Source organism: Thermosporothrix sp. COM3 (assembly GCF_059696735.1).
This window is the reverse complement of record NZ_AP019376.1, coordinates 77,333-95,753: the sequence shown is the minus strand read 5'-3', so window position 1 is coordinate 95,753 and position 18,421 is coordinate 77,333. Positions and strand designations below refer to the sequence as shown.

Sequence of the window (18,421 nt, the reverse complement as noted above, 5' to 3'; positions counted from 1 at the left end):
TATCACGGAGGACGAACATGTCAATGGAACAGCCTTACCAGGCAGCAGGTTTCTACCTTCTCAGAGCACCTCTTTTGCCTGCCCATACCTTTTTTCAGGTGATCTCTGCTTCATCTCCCGAGGCATTGCTTCAACTTGCTGAGCATCCCGTTATCAGGCATGCCTTATATGTTGCCAGCCCCTCGCTTTTTGAACGCCTGGAGCTCATCCGAAGCGGGCAAACGACTAAACCACAGAAGATGCAGCGCGCGTTCTCCCGCCTGCTTCGCTACCTCATTCGCCTCTCCACGCGCCCCACGCCATTCGGCCTCTTTGCGGGAATCGCATTTGATACGTTTGCGGATCAGAGTAATGTTCGGCTGGCCGCATCTCACAGGCATAAGACGCACACGCGCCCTGACATGTATTGGCTTTATGCCTTGCTCTCCTTTATTGAAACGCTGCCGGTCAGTCAGGAAGTCATCCCATATCAGGCGAACCAAACGCTCTATTTTGCCGGGAGCCGGCTCGTTGTGCCTTATCCCGATATCTATGAGCAATCTCAACGGGCGTCGCTCAGCGTGCGTGCTACCCCTGTGGTCAAGCACCTCCATCAGCTTGCTCGAACTCCTCGGCTTCTATCTGAGCTTGTCCAAAAAATGCAGGAAGCCTTTCCTCAGGCGTCACAGCAGCAAATTGAGATGCTGCTTCAGAGTGTCGTGCACAACCATATCCTTATCAGCACACTTCAGCTTCCCCTCTCGCAGATGTATCCTGCCAGTATCGTTCTTGAGCGTTTGCAGGCTCTACCATCTTCCCGGCTTCGTGACATTGCGAACGCATTAGAAAAGATATTGCAGGCAATGGCCGATATCGATCGAGAGGGTCCGGGTTGCTCACTGGATAAACTGTACTCTCTCAGTGATAAGCAACATAGGCTTCTGCCGCGCCAGATCTCACCGACTATGCAGGTAGATATGCGGCTTCAACTGCATACAAAGCAACTTCACCAGGATATTGCTCAAGTAGCAGCCAAAACAGCCGAACTGCTCACCCGCCTGAGCCTCTATCAGGATGGATATCCTCACTTGCGAGAGTATCACAGGAAGTTCGCTGAACGCTATGGCCATTATACAGAAGTCCCTCTTCTAGAGCTTCTCAGCCCGGAAAAAGGCCTTGATGCTCCTGCCACCTATATGGAGCCTCCAGGTATACTCGGTTCTGCTGGGGCAAGTACTCCAGAGTCTACCATCCGCCGTGATGCTCTACTATGTGAGCTGGCTGCCACAGCACTCCGAGAAAGAAAAAGAGAAGTCAGGCTCACCGAAGCGCTTGTGGAACAACTTCAGCTCTCTGCAACTCCTTCGTATCCTCCATCGCAGGAGGTCTATTTGCAGGTGCATGCCTCATCTTATGAGGCGCTTGACTATGGTCAATGGCGAGCAGTTCTAGCGCCCAATACCGGCTCATTAAGCGGAGGGCGAACGTTTGGACGATTTATGCATCTCTATGAGCATGATGATCTCGCGCGGCTTCAGCAATACATTCAAAGACAGGAAGATGAGCACCCGGATATTCTCTTTGCTGAGCTGAGTTATCGTCCGCTCTATCCGCGTTCTGCTAATGTTGTAGTGCATCCAACGCTTTTCTCATACGAGATCACGGTCAATACCATGCCCTCCGTGCCTCCTGAGCGCGTGATTCAGCTTGATGATCTGGTGGTTGGGATCCGGCAGGGCCGTTTCTATCTGCGTTCGCTCCGTTTGAAGAAAGAGGTGATTGTCTGCCACACGAGCATGCTCAACATCCGAAAGGCGCCGAATGTCTGCCGTTTTCTGATCGAAGTGTCTGAGGATCGATCTGCACTGCCGGTTCCGTTTGACTGGGGGGCAGCCGAACATCTCCCTTTCCTTCCTCGTCTGGTCTATGAAGACAAGATTGTTTTGCGACCGGCTCGCTGGCTACTTCGTAGGGAGAGCATTCCAACGGACCCGGCAGCCTCCTTTTTTGAAGCTCTTCAGGCCTGGCGTGCAGCCTGGGATGTGCCCCGTTATACCTATCTGGTGAATGGAGATCAGCGTTTATTGCTTGATCTGGAAAACGCGCTCACCGTTGCCGAACTGCGTACTGAATTGCAGAAAACCGATCCCACCCAGAGCATCCAGCTTGAAGAGATGTACCCTGACTTTGAACATCTCTGGTTACAGGACGAGGAGAAGCATACGTACGTCTCTGAAATCGTTGTTCCTGTCTCTTTGCGCTCTCATGCAGGCACCTCGACGCAACAGCGTGTGACGCAAGAAGGTATACCATCTCCTCCGGCGATCATTTCTGCTCGCGAGCGGAACATCCTGCCTGGCAATGATTGGGTGTATCTGCACCTCTATCTCCCATTGTCCCAACAGAACGAGTTTATTGCTGATACGCTCTTCGCTTTTGTTCACTCACTCCGACAATCTGCATTCATAGATCGCTGGTTCTACGTTCGTTACAGAGATCCCGAGCAGCACCTTCGTCTTCGGCTTCATGCTTGCAATGCAGATGTCCAGGGGCGCCTGTTGCAGTACGCCCTGGAATGGAGCGGCTCATTAGCTGAAAAAGAGATTCTAGAGCAGGTAACGCTGAACACGTACAGCCGCGAGATCGAGCGCTATGGTGGGCCGCTTGCAATCGAGCAGATAGAGCGCTTCTTTACGCTTGATAGTGACCTGTGCCGTCATCTATTGCGCTCAGCCTCGCTCAAGCACATTCGGCTTGACCCCCTGCTGCTTGCGGTCAGTTCGCTTGACTTCCTGTTTGACACCTGGGGGTTCACCTTTGATGACCGGCTCCAGTGGCTACGAACCACAGTCCCGGAGGCCTTTCAGGAAGAGTTCCGTACCCATCAAAAGGAACTCAGCGAGCTGCTCGTCCCCTGGAGGCTGATACACCCGATGCGTGAGCCAATACAGCAGGCTGTCCTGACCTATCAGGCTGAGATACACCAGGTTGCCCATTCTATTCGAACTCTGGAAAGTCGCCAACAGCTCTGGGGAAACCAGAAAGATATAGCGGGAAGCCTGGTTCATATGCATATCAATCGCCTTCTCGGGATCGATTCGACTGATGAGCAAAAAGTGCTTGCATTCTGGCGTCTGGCCCTGGAAAGCATCGCAGCTCGTCCATCCTGATAATCAGTGGAGAAAGAAGCTCCGATAGGCCGTCTGTTCCTCTATTCGCCTATGCCGAAATTACCGAGTACGTTGTTTCTGCTCTTCAGGGGGCCCGCATTGGACATTGCTTGCCTTTGGTGAACAGCCCATGCCCCGGTTACCTGATGTCTGTGATGGAATCTTACGCACCGATCGCATTCTACAAGCGGAGAATAGGGGGACACTGGATAACGAGATACTGATTGATAGCGAAGGTCATGCGTTCCGTGTCTACGGTGTTACTGATCTGGCGCTGATTCTCGTACGCCTGATGGGTATATTGGCTGTACTGCTGGATCTTTTGAACGGCCCCGGTCATAGACTACCTTCGGGCTATTGTGCTTGGATTCGAAGGTCAGAATCTCTTGCCCCTGTTTTATTCTCAAATGCTTGTCATATCAGAGCAAAATGGATGTGTACTGTCAAGAGGAGTAGCCTCCCTCCTTCTGATGGACTCCTGCGCCATGCATTCCCTTGCCAGAAGGCCCCTGTCTTCTGGCGCGCCAGGTAAAGAAAATATAGCATAGTAGAAGAGCTGTATGATGGGATCCCTCCTGTCACGCAGTGGCTCTATCAAAGTAGACATATATGATCGAGCATCCATTGATGCTCTCTTCAATACTATTCATGATATCGATGCGGTTGTCTGTGTAGCTGCCAGAGGAGCGCTCACGCCGCTTGAGTCCTTATCGGATGAGGCCGTTGAACAAAGCCTGAATGGAAAGTTGTTAGGGCAGATCGCGCTTTTTCTGCGTGCTGTGCGCTATCTGCGTGATGGTGGTTCGATCACGCTAACCAGTGGTGTCTTCAGGGAACCTATGATAGGAAGCGCGATGGGCGGGCTTGTGAATGCGGGCCTTGAAGGGTTTGTGCGCAATGTAGCACCGGAACTACCGAGGGGCATTCGGGTCAATGTGTTGACACTCCCCAGGCCAGAAGGGCGGGGATTCTTCCTTCATCCAGCCTGCTTGCGCGTCGTCGCAGAGCGACGACGCGTAGCGGCAGGCTGTCCAGAAGCGTTCGACGAGACACCCTCGTCGGTTCCCGTCTGCCCGACGGTACCCTGTAGAGCCTTCTGCAAGATATTCAAAGCGGCGTTGTGGTCCCGATCCAGGAGCAGCCCACAGCCAGGACACAGATGCGTACGCACGCTCAAGCTCTTTTTCACCCGTTGTCCACAACGAGAACAGTCCTGACTGGTGTAGGCCGGTTCCACCCCGATCACCGGAACCTGATGCAGCGTGCCATAGTATCTCACCCACCAGAGGAAGCGCCCCCACGCCGCATCAGAAATGCTCTTGGCCAGATGACGGTTCTTGACGAGATGGCGGATCTGCAAGGCTTCGTAGGCAATCACGTCGTGAGACGAGACAAGCGCGTTCGCCTGCTTTCTGGCGAAATCCTCGCGCTGCCGTTGCACCTTGAGATACGCTTTGCTAAGGGCTTGACGGGCTTTCTTGCGATTGGCGGAGCGCTTCTGCGTCTTCGAGAGCCGACGATGCAGCCGCTTGAGCCGCCGTTCCGCTTTGCGGAGATACTGAGGAGGAGCCACGGTGTTGCCTTCGGAGTCAGTGAAGAAGGCACGCAGCCCCAGATCAATGCCTACCTGCTTGCCAGAGGGCTGATGCTCAACGCGTCGAGTGGCCGCCACCGCGAATTGGCAATAATACCCATCAGCCCGCCGGAGCAGTCGTACCCGCTTGATCTGTGAGAGGGGAAAGGTCAGGATATCGCGCGAGCCGATGAGGCGCAGCCGGCCAATGCCGCAGCCATCTGTGAAGCGAATATGAATGCCATCGGCCTCCAGCTTCCAGCCCGTCTGCTTGTCCTCGACACTGCGACAATCACGCTGGAACTGAGGATAGCCCTTCTTGCCGGGTATCTTGAGGCGACAGTGCTCGTAGAAACGGGAGATGGCAGCCCACGCTCGGTCAGCGGCAGCTTGCCGGGCCTGAGAGTTGAGGGAGAGCGCAAAAGGGAACTGTCTGGCCAGCACAGCGCAATACCGCTGCAGGTCATTCCTGGAGACGCCACGTGCATCCATCCAGAGGCGCAGGCACGTGTTGCGAATGAACTGGGTGGTGCGGATAGCTTCCTCGATGGCGGCGAATTGTGCTTTCGACCCCTCGAGCTTGTATTCATAGATCAGCATCCCTTGCTCCTTGTTCGTCCTCACTGTCTTCGCGTATCCTAACACAATGATTGTCTTCTGTCAAGCGAAGGGGAACGTTCTGCCTCTGCTGGCTTCCTGCGCCATCCATCCCCCTGGCTGAAGCCAGCGGCCTTCTGCCGCTTTTTGGTAAGCCCTGGTTGGGTAAAGGAAACGTTAATGCGACTGGGACTTGATAGCTCAGAAGGAACGCCTGTAAGCGAAGTGGCACGCGCTTATGTTGAATGCGTTGAAGGGGATATGCAAGGACAAACGCTTTTTCCTTAGAGGGACTTGCCCCATTCGACGAAAATAGCACCATATGAGGCGTGTGGCTCTTCTACTGAATGTTGATGAGCCATCGTTGATTCGATGTTTTAGGTCGAGCATGACAGAAAAGCCAGAGAAATTTCTTCGTCTTGCTGCATGCTCGCTTTTTGTTGCTTCAAGCGTGCGTCGACACGGGGCTTTTCGCGGTAGAGAGGCATACGATTTGAAAGGGAGCTGAAGAGAATGGCCCTTTCCTCTTGACATTTGTTTCTTGCTTTCGCTATACTTACTTAGTAAACATACTAAGTAAGTAAACAGAGGTGATAATTATGGCGAAGGCGGAGAGGGAACGGTCTTTAACCCGAAAGGCGGTGCTGGAAGCAGCACTTCAATTGATAGACAGAGATGGATTAGAGGGGCTGAATATGCGTAAGTTGGGAGCTGCTCTGGGGGTGGAGGCCATGTCGCTCTATAATCACATCAAGAATAAAGAGGATCTACTTGATGGAGTGATTGAAATGCTTCTCTTACAGGCAACTTATCCGGAGCGACCGAATGTTTCTCCATATGTGGAACTCTGGGATTTCGCGCATGCTTACCGGGATGTACTCCGGGCTCATCCTCGGGCGCTTCCGTTGGTGGCAACGCGTCAGCTCCGAACGGAGCCTGCGCTTGCGATTCTCGAACGGCTTGTCGCGACGCTCCATCGTGCGAATGTCACAGGCGAACAGGCGTTGTATGCAGTGAATAGCTTTGCCGGTTTTATTGTCGGCCATACATTTTTTGATGTAACGGAGATTATTGCGCCCTCCACTTCAGAGGAAGATGATACTGCTGAGAGATGGGGACGTCTTCCGGCAAAGCGCTATCCTCACCTGCACGCATCAGTCTCTGATTTTTCACGTTGGGATCCAGATCAGGAGTTTGATTTTGGGTTGCGGGCTCTCCTTCAGGGGCTTCTTCCTCCCGAAAAATAAGCATGCCTTTCGATCTCCTTGAATAATGTCTGTATTTCCCTGATATGCGAAGGGGAATACAGAATATGCAAACTCTAAGTAGTATGTGCAGATATTTGTACATATCGTTGTCATTTTGTAAATTTTGAAGGGGCAAAAAATGGACAATGAGAATATTCTCATTTCTGGAGCAAGCATTGCTGGGCCAGCGCTGGCCTACTGGCTAACTCGCTATGGCTTTCGTCCGACTGTGGTAGAGAGAACACCTGCACTTCGGGAAGGTGGCTACAAGCTGGATATTCGCGGGAAAGCAGTTGAGGTTGTTGAGCGTATGGGGATACTGGCTGATATTCGGCAGGTTAGTACTGGTATGAAAGAGGGAACTTTCGTCGATAGAAACGGGAAGGCGGTAGTCAGTATGTCCGCTGAATTCTTTAATTCGCGGCAGGAACAGGATGATGAGGTTATGCGTACGGATCTGTCCCGCATCATCTATGAGCGTACACGTTCCGATGTTGAGTACCTTTTCAACGATTCCATTACCTCCATTACGGAGGGTCAGAATGGCGTCGCTGTAACCTTTGAGCGGGGAAAGCCTCGCGTCTTTGATCTGGTCATAGGGGCCGATGGAATACACTCCAATGTTCGTCGCCTTGTCTTCGGGGACGAGTCGCGTTTTCTGCACAATCTGGGGGCGTATATTTCCATCTTTACGGCACCAAACTTTCTTGATCTCGATCGCCAGGAACTATATTACTATGCTCCGGGCAAATTTGTGAGCCTTTTCAGCGCACAGGATCGCAGCAAGGCAATGAGCTTTTTCTTCTTCAGTTCGCCGCCGCTCAGTCATGATTATCGCAATATCGAGCAACAAAAAGGGCTGCTGACATCTTTTTTCTCAGGTGATGGATGGCAGATTCCGCGTTTGCTCAAGGATGTCTGGGATGCGCCAGACTTCTACTTCGATTCGGTAAGTCAGATCCATATGGATCGTTGGTCGGCAGGCCGAATCGCGTTGCTAGGAGATGCGGCGTACTGTCCGTCACCGGCGTCCGGTCAGGGAACGAGTCTGGCGTTGATTGGTGCCTATGTTCTGGCAGGAGAGCTGGCGCTGGCATCAGGAGATTACACTACAGCGTTTACCAGAAAGCGGCAGAAGGCCCCTGGCTTCAGCCAAGGGGATAGATGGCGCAGGAAGCCAGCAGCAGCAGGACGTCCCCCTTCGCTTGACAGAAGACAATCGTTGTGTTAGGATATGCGAAGACAGTGAGGACGAACAAGGAGCAAGGGATGCTGATCTACGAATACAAGCTGGATGGGTCGAAGGCGCAATTCGCCGCCATCGAGGAAGCCATCCGCACCACCCAGTTCATTCGCAACACGTGCCTGCGCCTCTGGATGGATGCACGTGGCGTCTCCAGGAATGATCTGCAGCACTCTTGCGCTGTGCTGGCCAGACAGTTCCCTTTTGCGCTCTCTCTCAACTCACAGGCCCGGCAAGCTGCCGCTGATCGGGCGTGGGCTGCCATCGCCCGTTTCTACGAGAACTGTCGCCTCAAGACACCCGGCAAGAAGGGCTCTCCTCAGTTCCAGCGCGATTGTCGCAGTGTCGAGGACAAGACCACTGGCTGGAAGCTGGAGGCCGATGGCATTCATATTCGCTTCACAGATGGCTGTGGCATTGGCCGGCTGCGCCTCATCGGCTCGCGCGATATCATGACCTTTCCCCTCTCACAGATCAAGCGGGTACGGCTGCTCCGGCGGGCTGATGGGTATTCTTGTCAGTTTGCGGTGTCGGCCACGCGACGCGTTGAGCATCAGCCCTCAGGCAAGCAGGTGGGCATTGATCTGGGGCTGCGTGCCTTCTTCACCGACTCCGAAGGCAACGCCGTGGCTCCTCCCCGGTATTTGCGCAAAGCGGAACGACGGCTCAAGCGGCTGCATCGTCGGCTCTCCAGGACCCAGAAACGCAGTCGCAATCGGCGCAAAGCCCGTCAAGCTCTTAGCAAAGGGTATCTCAAGGTACAGCGGCAGCGCGAGGACTTCGCCAGAAAGCAGGCGAACGCGCTCATCTCGTCTCACGACCTGATTGCCTACGAAGCCTTGCAGATCCGTCACCTGGTCAAGAACCGCCATCTGGCCAAGAGTATCGCTGATGCGGCGTGGGGTCGCTTCCTCTCCTGGGTCAGGTATTATGGCACGCTGCATCGTGTTCCGGTGATCGGGGTGGAACCGGCCTTTACGACTCAGAACTGTTCTCGTTGTGGACAACGGGTGAAAAAGAGCTTGAGTATGCGTACGCATCTGTGTCCTGGCTGTGGGCTGCTCCTCGATCGCGATCACAACGCCGCCTTGAATATCTTGCACAAAGCGCTACAGGGTACCGTCGGGCAGACGGGAACCGACGCTCCGCAAGGAACGTCGAACGCTTCTGGACAGCCTGCCGCTACGCGTCGTCGCACTGCGGCGCCGCGCAAGCAGGCTGGATGAAGGAAGAATCCCCGCCCTTCTGGCCTGGGGAGTGTCAACAGTTATGAACATGTGATGCGTGACTATGTAGTAAAGAATCAAAAGTTTGCCGGAGCTGTCAAGGATTTTGTGCCGAAGACATGGGCACAGGTCTGCTTTCCGGCAAAATGATGCAGGATACTCTACAGGCTGCCAACGCTATTACGCTCAAGAACTACGAAAGCGGACGCTCATAAGGCAGCTTGCGATTCTGGTATAGTCTGGCGATGGACAACCATCACCATTTGAGAGATGAGCACTCCGGCTCAACTGCTGATTTGCAAGGACTACGCTCTGCCTGGGGGCCACTGAGCAGAGGCGTAGATCCTTGCAGTGGAAGAATAGGCTGTGCTCCGCCTTTCTTCTCATCTTCTCAGGTGGCTTTTTGTCCGTAGGTGCGGCCTCCTGTAAAGTCTATACCAACATATGGATCGTCCCCAATAACCCAGGCATCATGTCCGGGAGGAATGTCAGCGATATCACCCGGGCCTATTTCTTCCTGTGTTCCGTCCTCCATCTGAAGCTTGAGGTGACCGGAAATGGTGTAGCTAAGGTGTGGTATCTGACAACTGGACGTGCCAACGGTAGGCTTCACATGTTCCGACCATCTCCAGCCCGGCTCAAAGGTGGTCTTCATAATCGTGTTGTCGCCGACGTTGAGAACTTCAATTCTGGTTTTCGGCAGGGTCCGGGTTTCATCGGGTTTGCTGAAATGCTTCTTCTGTATTGTTGCCATATGGCAAACCTTTCCAGGCAGCAATGAGAGATCACTTTCTCTGCCAGAATAAGGAAGGACGCTGTACGATGGGGTATGGAACAGGTCCCAGTTGAGAAAGAGGCGGAAAAGAGGCGAGCTTCAAAGAACCTTGCTCCAGCGATCTTTTTTTCAGTATAGTCTTCCCTGTGAAGCAGAGCCTTTCAGGTATTCATCAGGATATCCCGGACGAGCTGCATGCCTTCGCGATACTGTAATGCGGTTTATCTGCCGGGGTAACTCACTGATGTTGGGTGAAGATCTATGGAGGGTTGACCCTATCTGACCCTGGTCTGCTGATAGCTTTCATTGGTCACAAAATCAAGCTGAACTGAGAGAAAAAAACAGTACGGCCCTTGAACTTGTTCTGTTTCGTGTACAACCAGAGGTAGCCTGTGAGGATTTCTGGCTGCCGTCGATGAGACAACCACTTTGTTGAAGACACAGACAGGCTTTATCAACAGGACGGTTAGTCAGGCGATAACCGGGGAATGGCTGGATCTGCTTTCCTGGGAATCTGTGGAGGATGCCAAAGCAGCCGTAGCAGTATTTCAGACGACTCCAGCCGGAAAACGCTTCTCCAGCTATCTGGACCCGCAGAGTGTTCAGGTATTCTATACAGAAACTGTCGTGGAGTCGTTCAGGTGAACCTTTCGGGGGCTCTGCCATAAGTAAGGGAGTTCAGGTGACGGGGAGAGATGAGGGGTGAATACTGAGAAGGAAGTCTGCTTCCTCCTTATTTGCTCTTATCCGGTAAGAAGCCATCCTTCCTTCTTCGGTTTAAACGCAACACTTGAAAGCCTTTTATAAGGCTACAGCTTGAGCCAGCCAGTCCGAATCTGCCAGTGCTTTCCTGCACGTATGTGCCTGACGATTGCCTGTTGCAGTGTCGTGCGCTGAGGCAGTTCGTCAAGTGCAGGAGCGATACGCCTGAAGACATATCTCATAATGTTCTGGTCATCGGTGATCCCATCTGGAAGCAGGTGAAACCGCTGTTGAAAGCGGATGATATGCGACGTGGGCGGTAAATAGTCTGCAAGCTGTGGATCGAGAAGCCAGGATGAACATTGTGCGATATGGTATGTTTCTTCCGGGAAATGGCGCGCAAAGAACCTGCGAGCCTGCTCAAACGATTGATCACAGGCTGATGGTTCCAATGAGCCCCCCGATTCAGGGATATGGACAGAAAGAGCCGATGGCTGAAGATCGACATTGGAGACTGTTGGGTTTGTCTCCCCGAGAAAGTAGGTGCGCTCAAATTGGAGCCGCCCGAGGCGATAGAGTGTTCCACTAAAGTGGCGCATGGGCCATTGAGGCGTGTTCAAAGATGTTTCTCCGACCATGCGGCGGTAGATAGCAATATTTTCGCCGAGGTCAGCAAGCGTTGCCCAGGATATTTCATCGGGTATGCCACGTTCCCGGTGCCATTGTCGTATGGTAGGAAGCGTGGCAAGAAATACATAGACGTAGAAAAGTCTGCCCATCGCTCCCAGATGTGATGGGAGTGGTTGCCACGAGGGGAGTGATAATGTTGGAGTATCTATCTGTGCGACAAGCTGTTGATGACACCGTTGCAGTAGCCACCACCATTCTGGAGGTAGAGTCGGCTGAGGCCATGCACTGATGATCTCAGCGGCGTCTTCGGGCTCTATGTGGAGGCGTGCCAACAGTTCGTCTCGTTCACCAATCGCGGGGAGTGCAAAGGTCGAGCCTGTTTGCTCTAATGCCTCCAGTTCTTTGAGCCAGGGAAAGAAGTCATCATGCAGTCCGAGTCGCTTGCTCACTTCGGTGGCCGTCAATTGTTGTAGGGACATTATTTCTCCTTCCAGAGATAGCTATGATAGTAGCAATTGAGATAAGCAGGTGCTTGAGTTCCACAGTTTTTTTATCAACTGGCCTGTAGTGTAGAGAGAACAGATGAGCGCTTGAAGCCAGCTAAGAAGCCTCGATGGGAGAAACTCCTGAAAGTATATTCTTTATTAAGAGCGTTCAATAGCTTATCAGCATTACGCTTCAGCCCCTTTGCATATAGTAGGATTGTACTTCATCTGCTGCCTGTTGATAGCCTCCTGTCTCCTGGAAGAGCTGCTGAAGCCTTCTCGCTGCTTTCTGATAGCGTGGATCAGAAAAGATGGCATCCAACGCCCGACGCAAATTATCAATTGAGGGTGGCTCACCAGCCGCTCGCTCGACAAGAAGGCCCGCTCCCTGTTTGACGATGATTCGTGCATTGAGCCGCTGTTCTAACTGATAGGGAACAAGAATGAGTGGTACTCCATAATACAACCCCTCGTGAATACTATTCATGCCACCATGTGTGATAAATATATTGGTTTGTTCAAGCACTTTCAGTTGTGGAACAGTAGAACGCACAATGAAGTTTGACGGAATAGCTCCAAGCTTCTCAATGGCAGTCCCGTTTCCCGTTGAAAGGATAAATTGCGCGGGATAATCGCCAAAGGCCGCAAAACAGCGCTGATAGAATTCCATCTGTCTTGTATGGATTGTTCCCAGGGAAATATAGACAATTGGACTCTTCCTCTCAGTGGGCAGGAAGAAAGCATCACTTCTGATTTGCGGGTTGATAGAAGGGCCAACGAAACGAAACGTCTCATCAATAAGTGTTGTTTTCGGCTGTAAAGCGCGTAGCGTGAACACAAGATTCAAGCTGCCGCGTAATGGTAGCAGTGGTCGTTCCTTTGGAAATGCTCTTCGATATTTCCTGATGAGGCGTGAGCGCATGATAAACACAGAAGGGAGCTGTGGGAGGATTTGCCAGAGATAGCGCATGGAATGCGCACCCTCACTCATAAGATGGCTTGGATCATAGACAAAGTGACTGATTGAAGATGCCGCTCTCAGGTTTAACAGAGTTGCGACCATTTTTCCCCATAGTGCCATTGAGTCGAAAATTATCAGATCAGGCCGGTGACGTGGAAGGTGGTCGAGCAAATAAGGGAGCAGATTTTCCGTTGCGGCCAGGAGCAGGCTCCCGAGGTTCGCAAGATTGCCTCCCCGGAGTGCGGCTCCAATGCTTGTGGCGCTGATTTCGGTCTCGGGATACGCATAGAACATAGAGCCGGTTTGCTCGATAGGCCGGCGAAATTCTTCGTGGTTGTAGTAGATTATCTGTTCTCCCCGTTGGACTAACTCCTGTGCCAGTGGAAGTGTGGGATTCACATGCCCGAAAGCAGGAGAGCCGAGAAAGACGATAGTTCCCATGAGCTTCAGATCCCTCCTATATAAAGAGGCATACAGGTTCTTCTCAAGAAGCAACTTGCAATACGAACTCTCTCCCTATCTATATGTATAGTATCAGGCAAGTGATTAGCATGCGTGTTTTCGTTTATCTTGAGATAGGAGCTGTAGCATCTGGTCTTCTTGCGTATCGGATCGCAGTGTGCCTGTATGTTTTATTCTCGCCTCAATGGCCCACCTCTTTGTGTCGAGCTAACCAGTAAAGCAACGGCAATGGGTGCACCCTTCGAGATTGACTGATTGGTTGTTTCTGGGGGATAAAACCAGGGGCCGGTATTCTTTTCCTCCTTGTATACAGAGATGATGCATTTTCAAGTATTCTTGTTAGTTCCATGATAGCTTAGAATAAGCTCTTAGAAGGTAGTATACCATATGTAATCCTGTGGGAATGCAACATTTCTGGAGAGACTTTGAAAAAGAAGAGAGCCTATCAAGGGACCCACTGATAGGCTCTGCTGTTTATTTGCGAAGTGATGGGATTATCCCTGTGTTGCCCTCATAAAGTCTAGCGTACATACGCTTTATGAGGCGATGCTGTTTAACTCAGCCAGATCGTCCTCGGATAGGGTCAGTGTTGCCGCGCTGACATTCTCGCGTAAATGCTCCACCGATGAGGTACCCGGGATCAGCAGAATGTTCGGCGAGCGCTGAAGCAACCATGCCAGAGCAACGACCATCGGCGTGACGTTGTGACGGGTGGCAACTGCCTGAAGCTTGTCCGACTGAAGCGGGGAGAAGCCACCAAGCGGGAAGTAGGGCACATAGGCGATACCCTGTGCTGCGAGAGCATCGATCAGGTCATCATCGTCCCTGTGTGCGAGATTATAGGCATTCTGCACGCATACAATTGGTGCAATAGATTGGGCCTCGGCGATCTGTTCGGCGTTCACCGTACTGAGGCCGAGATGTTTGATCAGCCCTTCTTGCTGCATTTGAGCGAGTACTGTGAACGGTTCTGCGATTGAGCCGGGAGCCGGGCTGTGGAGATTTCCCACACGCAAATTAACAACTTCAAGCACGTCAAGGCCGAGATGCCGAAGATTGTCGTAGACAGCTTGACGGATCTGATGTGGAGCAAGTGCCTGTGGCCAGTTTCCCTCGGCATCTCGCAACGCACCAACCTTCGTGACAATGTGCAGATTATCCGGGTAGGGGTGCAGTGCTTCCTTGATGATCTCGTTGGTGACATATGGGCCGTAGAAGTCGGCCGTGTCGATATGGGTAATGCCCAGATGTACCGCTTCGCGCAGTACAGCTATGGCAGCGTTGCGGTCAGCAGGAGGACCAAATGCGTGCGGTCCTGCCAATTGCATCGCGCCATAGCCCATACGTGTGACTGTCAGACCCTCAGCCAGCGTGAATGTACCTGCGGCCTGTGCTGGTAGATGACTCTGTTCATTTGTGGAATGCGATATCATAGAAGTTTTCCCCTTTTTCTGTTAAATGGATGACCATCACATGACGGCTGTGTGATACACTGAAGAGTATGACACAGAGGCTCTCATATAACCAGAACTTCTTTATCATAGAATTGAGACTAGTAGGATAAGGAGTAGAGAGGACAATGAACGACAAACAACGCAGACAGGAGCTTGCAGATTTCCTTCGCACGCGACGAATGCGCCTCTCTCCTGAACAGGTCGGGTTAAGCAATGGAGGGAGACGACGAACGCCAGGATTACGGCGCGAAGAAGTGGCTCTACGCGCGAATGTAGGCGTTGCCTGGTATACGTTGTTAGAGCAAGGACGTGCTATTCATCCGTCGAGGGAGGTGTTGCAGAACATTGCTGATGCATTACTGCTTACATCCGCTGAACGGCAATACCTTTTCTCACTTGCCGATCAATCGCCTCACATCGATACTCATATATCTGATGAGCAGGTAAGCCCTGCATTACGCCGTGTGCTTGATGGGCTTCATCCTTTTCCTGCCTACATCGTTGGTCGTCGGTGGGATTATCTTGCCTGGAACATGGCCGCTGAGCAGGTTTTTTTGTTGTTCAGGTCGGTGCCTCCATATGAACATAATGTTGTCTGGCACCTTTTTGTCGATCCAATGCGTCAGCAGATATACAAGAATCCTTCATGGGAACAGGTAGCGCAGAAAGTGCTGGCAGAGTTTCGTACGAATAGTGTGCACTATGCTGATGAAGAATGGTTCGGTGGCTTGATCGCTGATTTACAGCGGGTAAGCCCTGAATTTCGCGCATGGTGGCCTCGTCATGACGTACGTGGGATAAGTGAGATGCGAAAAGAGATTGTGCACCCATTGGTGGGAGACCTGGTATTTGAGCATACAACCCTACAGGTGCCTGCTATGCCCGAACTCAAACTTATGGTCTACACACCACTATCCGAAATGGGAACACAGGAAAAGCTACAGCGCCTGCTGGATCAGAGTGTGATGAATGCTGTATAGACCAGCAGGAAATGTTTCGCTTTGAGTGGGATGGTGACGGCACCTGTATGTTTCAGGATGCATTCTATCTCATAAAGCTCGACATGCCTGATCCAGGCGCTGGCTGTAATTCTCCACAGGTTGAGGGGGCATATGTTCTCTATCTCTCTTCTTCTTCTATTCCTGGATGCCCTTTCAATCGAGTGTTCTGGTTCCTCATAGACTGCTATCAGATATTAAAATTTCGTGGCTCCGGCTGTCTACAATGTATGCTGGAACTGGCACGCTTCACGCTAGAAGAGCACGGGATGGAAAGAAGTTCAATATTGAAAAGTGTACACTGATTGAGTGCTCACTTCTGCTGATGAGGACAGGAGAGAGCTTGCGTTGATTCGCACGAGAAATTGTCTGTGTGTTTGCATTTGCCGCTTGAAAGTATTCCTTTCTGGCGGCACATTAGTGAGAGCGGCGATAACTGGAAGGAGAGACCCCTAGCGAGCGTTGGAAGGCCCGGCTGAACGTTGAGGAGTTGGTGTAGCCGAGACTGAGCGCTATTTCCGTAATGCTGAAGTCTGTTTCTGTCAGAAGCTGGACTGCCTTTTTCATCCGCAGCGTGTGTAGATAGGCCTGTGGAGTGATGCCAACTTGAGCAGTAAAGCTTGTCGAGAAGTGTGATCGTTGAATGCCGACAAGATCAGCAATCTCAGCGACATTGATCGATTCGGTGTAGTGAGTGTTGAGCAATTCCAGGCTGCGGGCAAGCCAGGAGTGCTGAGGCTTGTGTTCAGGAACACTTGAAGAGGCGGGCATGAGAGAACTGAAGAGAAGGTGCATCAGACCAAGACGACGAACAGAGGCGCGTTCAGTGTGCTGGTTAAAGAGGGAGATCAATTGTTGCAGAATCTGTGCTTCCTCCTCTGTAAATATGGAATGCCGGCAGGGCGCTTGTGGTGTGAGCCCGACCATGCGAACGAGGGTCTGAGCAAGAGGACCATGAAAGGCAAGCCAGCACATCTGAAGTGCCGGTTCGGTAGCTGTAGTGCGATAGCTGACGACCTGAAAGGGGAAGATGCAGAAAAGATCTCCTCTACTCAACGTGAAGTTTGCCCCATCGGTCTCAAAGAGAACCTGCCCTGCGGTTACGAAGTGAAAGCTAAAGCACTCGATGAAGCGGGGGCCGATATGATAATCGGGTTTGGCGCGATTATGACCGGCACGCAGCGGCCAGAGTCCCTCAAGCTTTTCATAGGGGTCAGGTGTATGGTTCCAGCTTTCTCGCCACTCATGAGGAAATTCCTGCATAGGTTCGTTTCAACTCCGGCTGCCATTGTATCATATCCCAACAAAATGTCAAAAAGAACAAACAGGATGTATAGTAGAGGATCTTTCCTGAGCTGTACGCTAGAGTAGTATGAGTATCAGCATGCGTCGGAGGAAATATGAAGAAGAGACCCAATATTTTGTTGATTACCAGTGACCAGCAACACTGGAATACGCTTGGAAGGCAGAACCCGGAAATTTCCACTCCGAATCTGGATAAGCTCGCCGAAGAAGGAACAACCTTTACCCGGGCATATTGTCCGAATCCCACCTGCACACCCAGTCGCGCTTCGCTGATTACGGGGAAGTATCCCGGCCAGCATGGAGCCTGGACCCTGGGAACCAAGCTCCCCGAGACTGAACAGACAGTCGGTGAACTGTTAGGAGAAGCTGGCTATCGTACGGCGCTTGTAGGCAAAGCACATTTTCAGCCGCTCAAGGGAACAGAGGAATATACCTCATTGGAGGCATACCCGATCTTGCATGATCTCGCCTTCTGGCGCGATTTTCATGGTCCCTTTTATGGCTTTGAGCATGTAGAGTTAACACGAAACCATACCAACGAAGCACATGTGGGGCAGCATTATGCACTCTGGCTGGAAGAAAAGGGATGCGAGAACTGGCGTGATTATTTTTTACCGCCGACAGGACGAATGGACCCGACAATTGAATATAGCTGGCCTATCCCTGAAGAGTATCATTATGATGCATGGATCGCTGAGCGGACTAATGCTCTGCTTGAGCAGTATCAGCAGGCAGGAGAGAACTTTTTCCTCTGGGCCAGCTTTTTTGATCCTCACCCCGATTATTTAGCGCCGGAGCCGTGGGACCAGATGTATGACCCGGAGAAGCTGACTCTGGCAGAAGTGATAGAGGGCGAACACGAACGGAACCCGCCCCATTTTCTGCTGACACAACAGGAGCAGCCAGATTTTTCAGCCTATCAGGAGAGCGGCTTTGCGATTCACGGTATGCATTCGCATCTACGCGAACGAGAGAAGCTCAAGAAGGATCTCGCGGTCTACTATGGCATGATTAGCCTCATGGATAAGTATATAGGGAAGATTTTGCAGAAGTTGGATGAACTGGGACTACGCGAATCAACCATTGTTGTCTTTACCACTGATCATGGGCATCTGTTAGGACAGCATGGGCTGGCATTCAAAGGGCCGTTCCTGTATGAAGATCTGTTGCGTGTACCGATGATCGTGCGCTATCCCGGACAGGTTCCGGCAGGAGTTATTTCGACAGCTTTGCAATCGCTGGTCGATTACGCGCCGACTTTCCTGCATTTTGCCGGGCTGCCAGTGCCACGCATGATGAGCGGAAAAGATCAGAGTCAGGTCTGGCTCGGGAAAGCAGAGAAAGCACGCGATCATGTCATCTGTGAGTTTCGCCATGAGCCAACGACTATTAATCTGAGGAGCTATATTGATGATCGTTATAAGATAACAATCTATTATCAACACGAATATGGCGAACTCTACGACCTTAAAGAAGATCCAAATGAGGTGCATAATTTATGGGATGTACCCGAGTATTTTGCGTTGAAGTATCGGTTGCTCCTCAAATATGCCTGGGCTGAACTGGAAAAAGAGCCGTTGTGGATGCCAAGAATCGCGAATGCATAGGGAGGTG

At 51.8% G+C, this 18,421-nt stretch carries 14 protein-coding genes and 1 pseudogene; 8 read left to right on the top strand and 7 right to left on the bottom strand.

Annotated elements, in window-relative coordinates:
- The first annotated feature begins 17 nt into the window (after positions 1-17).
- On the top strand, positions 18-3,149 hold the full coding sequence (locus tag KTH_RS00420; RefSeq protein ID WP_497615759.1) for a lantibiotic dehydratase: 3,132 nt from the start codon (positions 18-20) through the stop codon (positions 3,147-3,149).
- 181 nt (positions 3,150-3,330) lie between these two features.
- Here the strand turns inward: KTH_RS00420 and KTH_RS00415 are convergent, their stop codons facing one another.
- Positions 3,331-3,489: a hypothetical protein gene (locus KTH_RS00415; protein ID WP_170142374.1), complete on the bottom strand. Its 159-nt coding sequence runs from the start codon at positions 3,487-3,489 to the stop codon at positions 3,331-3,333.
- 220 nt (positions 3,490-3,709) lie between these two features.
- On the opposite strand from KTH_RS00415, the pseudogene KTH_RS00410 reads away from it, so the two are divergent.
- A pseudogene (locus KTH_RS00410) lies at positions 3,710-4,081 on the top strand (SDR family oxidoreductase); the annotation flags it as partial.
- Between the two features lie 44 nt (positions 4,082-4,125).
- On the opposite strand, the gene KTH_RS00405 reads toward KTH_RS00410, so the two are convergent.
- A complete protein-coding gene (locus KTH_RS00405) occupies positions 4,126-5,322 on the bottom strand; it encodes an RNA-guided endonuclease InsQ/TnpB family protein (RefSeq protein ID WP_137686055.1) in 1,197 nt (398 codons plus the stop codon).
- Positions 5,323-5,918: 596 nt separating this feature from the next.
- Between KTH_RS00405 and KTH_RS00400 the strand changes: the two genes are divergently transcribed.
- From KTH_RS00400 to KTH_RS00390, 3 genes are all read left to right on the top strand, one after another.
- Complete coding sequence (locus tag KTH_RS00400) at positions 5,919-6,566, top strand: TetR/AcrR family transcriptional regulator C-terminal domain-containing protein (RefSeq protein WP_111326954.1); 648 nt, start codon at positions 5,919-5,921, stop codon at positions 6,564-6,566.
- Positions 6,567-6,705: 139 nt separating this feature from the next.
- On the top strand, positions 6,706-7,797 hold the full coding sequence (locus KTH_RS00395) for an FAD-dependent monooxygenase (protein WP_111326952.1): 1,092 nt from the start codon (positions 6,706-6,708) through the stop codon (positions 7,795-7,797).
- Positions 7,798-7,835: 38 nt separating this feature from the next.
- The gene (locus tag KTH_RS00390; protein WP_137686056.1) at positions 7,836-9,035 is read left to right on the top strand and encodes an RNA-guided endonuclease InsQ/TnpB family protein; all 1,200 of its coding nucleotides are present in this window, start codon (positions 7,836-7,838) and stop codon (positions 9,033-9,035) included.
- Positions 9,036-9,426: 391 nt separating this feature from the next.
- On the opposite strand, the gene KTH_RS00385 is transcribed toward KTH_RS00390, so the two are convergent.
- Entirely contained in the window at positions 9,427-9,789 is a 363-nt protein-coding gene (locus tag KTH_RS00385; protein ID WP_111326866.1) for a cupin domain-containing protein, read from the bottom strand.
- Positions 9,790-10,242: 453 nt separating this feature from the next.
- On the opposite strand from KTH_RS00385, the gene KTH_RS00380 reads away from it, so the two are divergent.
- Positions 10,243-10,455: a hypothetical protein gene (locus tag KTH_RS00380; protein ID WP_146505474.1), complete on the top strand. Its 213-nt coding sequence runs from the start codon at positions 10,243-10,245 to the stop codon at positions 10,453-10,455.
- Between the two features lie 164 nt (positions 10,456-10,619).
- Here KTH_RS00380 and KTH_RS00375 read toward each other — a convergent pair whose 3' ends face one another.
- The 3 genes from KTH_RS00375 to KTH_RS00365 all read right to left on the bottom strand — a co-directional run bounded on the left by KTH_RS00375 (position 10,620) and on the right by KTH_RS00365 (position 14,483).
- Positions 10,620-11,621: an acyltransferase domain-containing protein gene (locus tag KTH_RS00375; protein ID WP_111326862.1), complete on the bottom strand. Its 1,002-nt coding sequence runs from the start codon at positions 11,619-11,621 to the stop codon at positions 10,620-10,622.
- Positions 11,622-11,820: 199 nt separating this feature from the next.
- Positions 11,821-13,029 carry a macrolide family glycosyltransferase gene (locus KTH_RS00370; protein ID WP_111326860.1) on the bottom strand — a complete coding sequence of 403 codons (1,209 nt, stop codon included), beginning with the start codon at positions 13,027-13,029 and terminating at the stop codon, positions 11,821-11,823.
- 557 nt (positions 13,030-13,586) lie between these two features.
- On the bottom strand, positions 13,587-14,483 hold the full coding sequence (locus tag KTH_RS00365) for an oxidoreductase (RefSeq protein WP_497615754.1): 897 nt from the start codon (positions 14,481-14,483) through the stop codon (positions 13,587-13,589).
- 146 nt (positions 14,484-14,629) lie between these two features.
- Between KTH_RS00365 and KTH_RS00360 the strand changes: the two genes are divergently transcribed.
- Entirely contained in the window at positions 14,630-15,484 is an 855-nt protein-coding gene (locus KTH_RS00360; RefSeq protein ID WP_497615752.1) for a helix-turn-helix transcriptional regulator, read from the top strand.
- A 435-nt stretch (positions 15,485-15,919) separates the two neighbouring features.
- On the opposite strand, the gene KTH_RS00355 is transcribed toward KTH_RS00360, so the two are convergent.
- Complete coding sequence (locus KTH_RS00355; RefSeq protein WP_497615751.1) at positions 15,920-16,765, bottom strand: helix-turn-helix domain-containing protein; 846 nt, start codon at positions 16,763-16,765, stop codon at positions 15,920-15,922.
- A gap of 137 nt (positions 16,766-16,902) precedes the next feature.
- On the opposite strand from KTH_RS00355, the gene KTH_RS00350 reads away from it, so the two are divergent.
- Complete coding sequence (locus tag KTH_RS00350) at positions 16,903-18,414, top strand: sulfatase family protein (RefSeq protein WP_497615750.1); 1,512 nt, start codon at positions 16,903-16,905, stop codon at positions 18,412-18,414.
- The last annotated feature ends 7 nt before the right edge of the window (positions 18,415-18,421 follow it).

What these genes read in the sequence shown, in the direction of transcription:
- KTH_RS00385 (WP_111326866.1), bottom strand. Translation starts at nt 9,789, where the DNA reads ATGGCAACAATACAGAAGAAGCATTTCAGCAAACCCGATGAAACCCGG.
- KTH_RS00415 (WP_170142374.1), bottom strand. Translation starts at nt 3,489, where the DNA reads ATGACCGGGGCCGTTCAAAAGATCCAGCAGTACAGCCAATATACCCAT.
- KTH_RS00390 (WP_137686056.1), top strand. Translation starts at nt 7,836, where the DNA reads ATGCTGATCTACGAATACAAGCTGGATGGGTCGAAGGCGCAATTCGCC.
- KTH_RS00365 (WP_497615754.1), bottom strand. Translation starts at nt 14,483, where the DNA reads ATGATATCGCATTCCACAAATGAACAGAGTCATCTACCAGCACAGGCC.
- KTH_RS00360 (WP_497615752.1), top strand. Translation starts at nt 14,630, where the DNA reads ATGAACGACAAACAACGCAGACAGGAGCTTGCAGATTTCCTTCGCACG.
- KTH_RS00395 (WP_111326952.1), top strand. Translation starts at nt 6,706, where the DNA reads ATGGACAATGAGAATATTCTCATTTCTGGAGCAAGCATTGCTGGGCCA.
- KTH_RS00355 (WP_497615751.1), bottom strand. Translation starts at nt 16,765, where the DNA reads ATGCAGGAATTTCCTCATGAGTGGCGAGAAAGCTGGAACCATACACCT.
- KTH_RS00350 (WP_497615750.1), top strand. Translation starts at nt 16,903, where the DNA reads ATGAAGAAGAGACCCAATATTTTGTTGATTACCAGTGACCAGCAACAC.
- KTH_RS00375 (WP_111326862.1), bottom strand. Translation starts at nt 11,621, where the DNA reads ATGTCCCTACAACAATTGACGGCCACCGAAGTGAGCAAGCGACTCGGA.
- KTH_RS00405 (WP_137686055.1), bottom strand. Translation starts at nt 5,322, where the DNA reads ATGCTGATCTATGAATACAAGCTCGAGGGGTCGAAAGCACAATTCGCC.
- KTH_RS00370 (WP_111326860.1), bottom strand. Translation starts at nt 13,029, where the DNA reads ATGGGAACTATCGTCTTTCTCGGCTCTCCTGCTTTCGGGCATGTGAAT.
- KTH_RS00420 (WP_497615759.1), top strand. Translation starts at nt 18, where the DNA reads ATGTCAATGGAACAGCCTTACCAGGCAGCAGGTTTCTACCTTCTCAGA.
- KTH_RS00400 (WP_111326954.1), top strand. Translation starts at nt 5,919, where the DNA reads ATGGCGAAGGCGGAGAGGGAACGGTCTTTAACCCGAAAGGCGGTGCTG.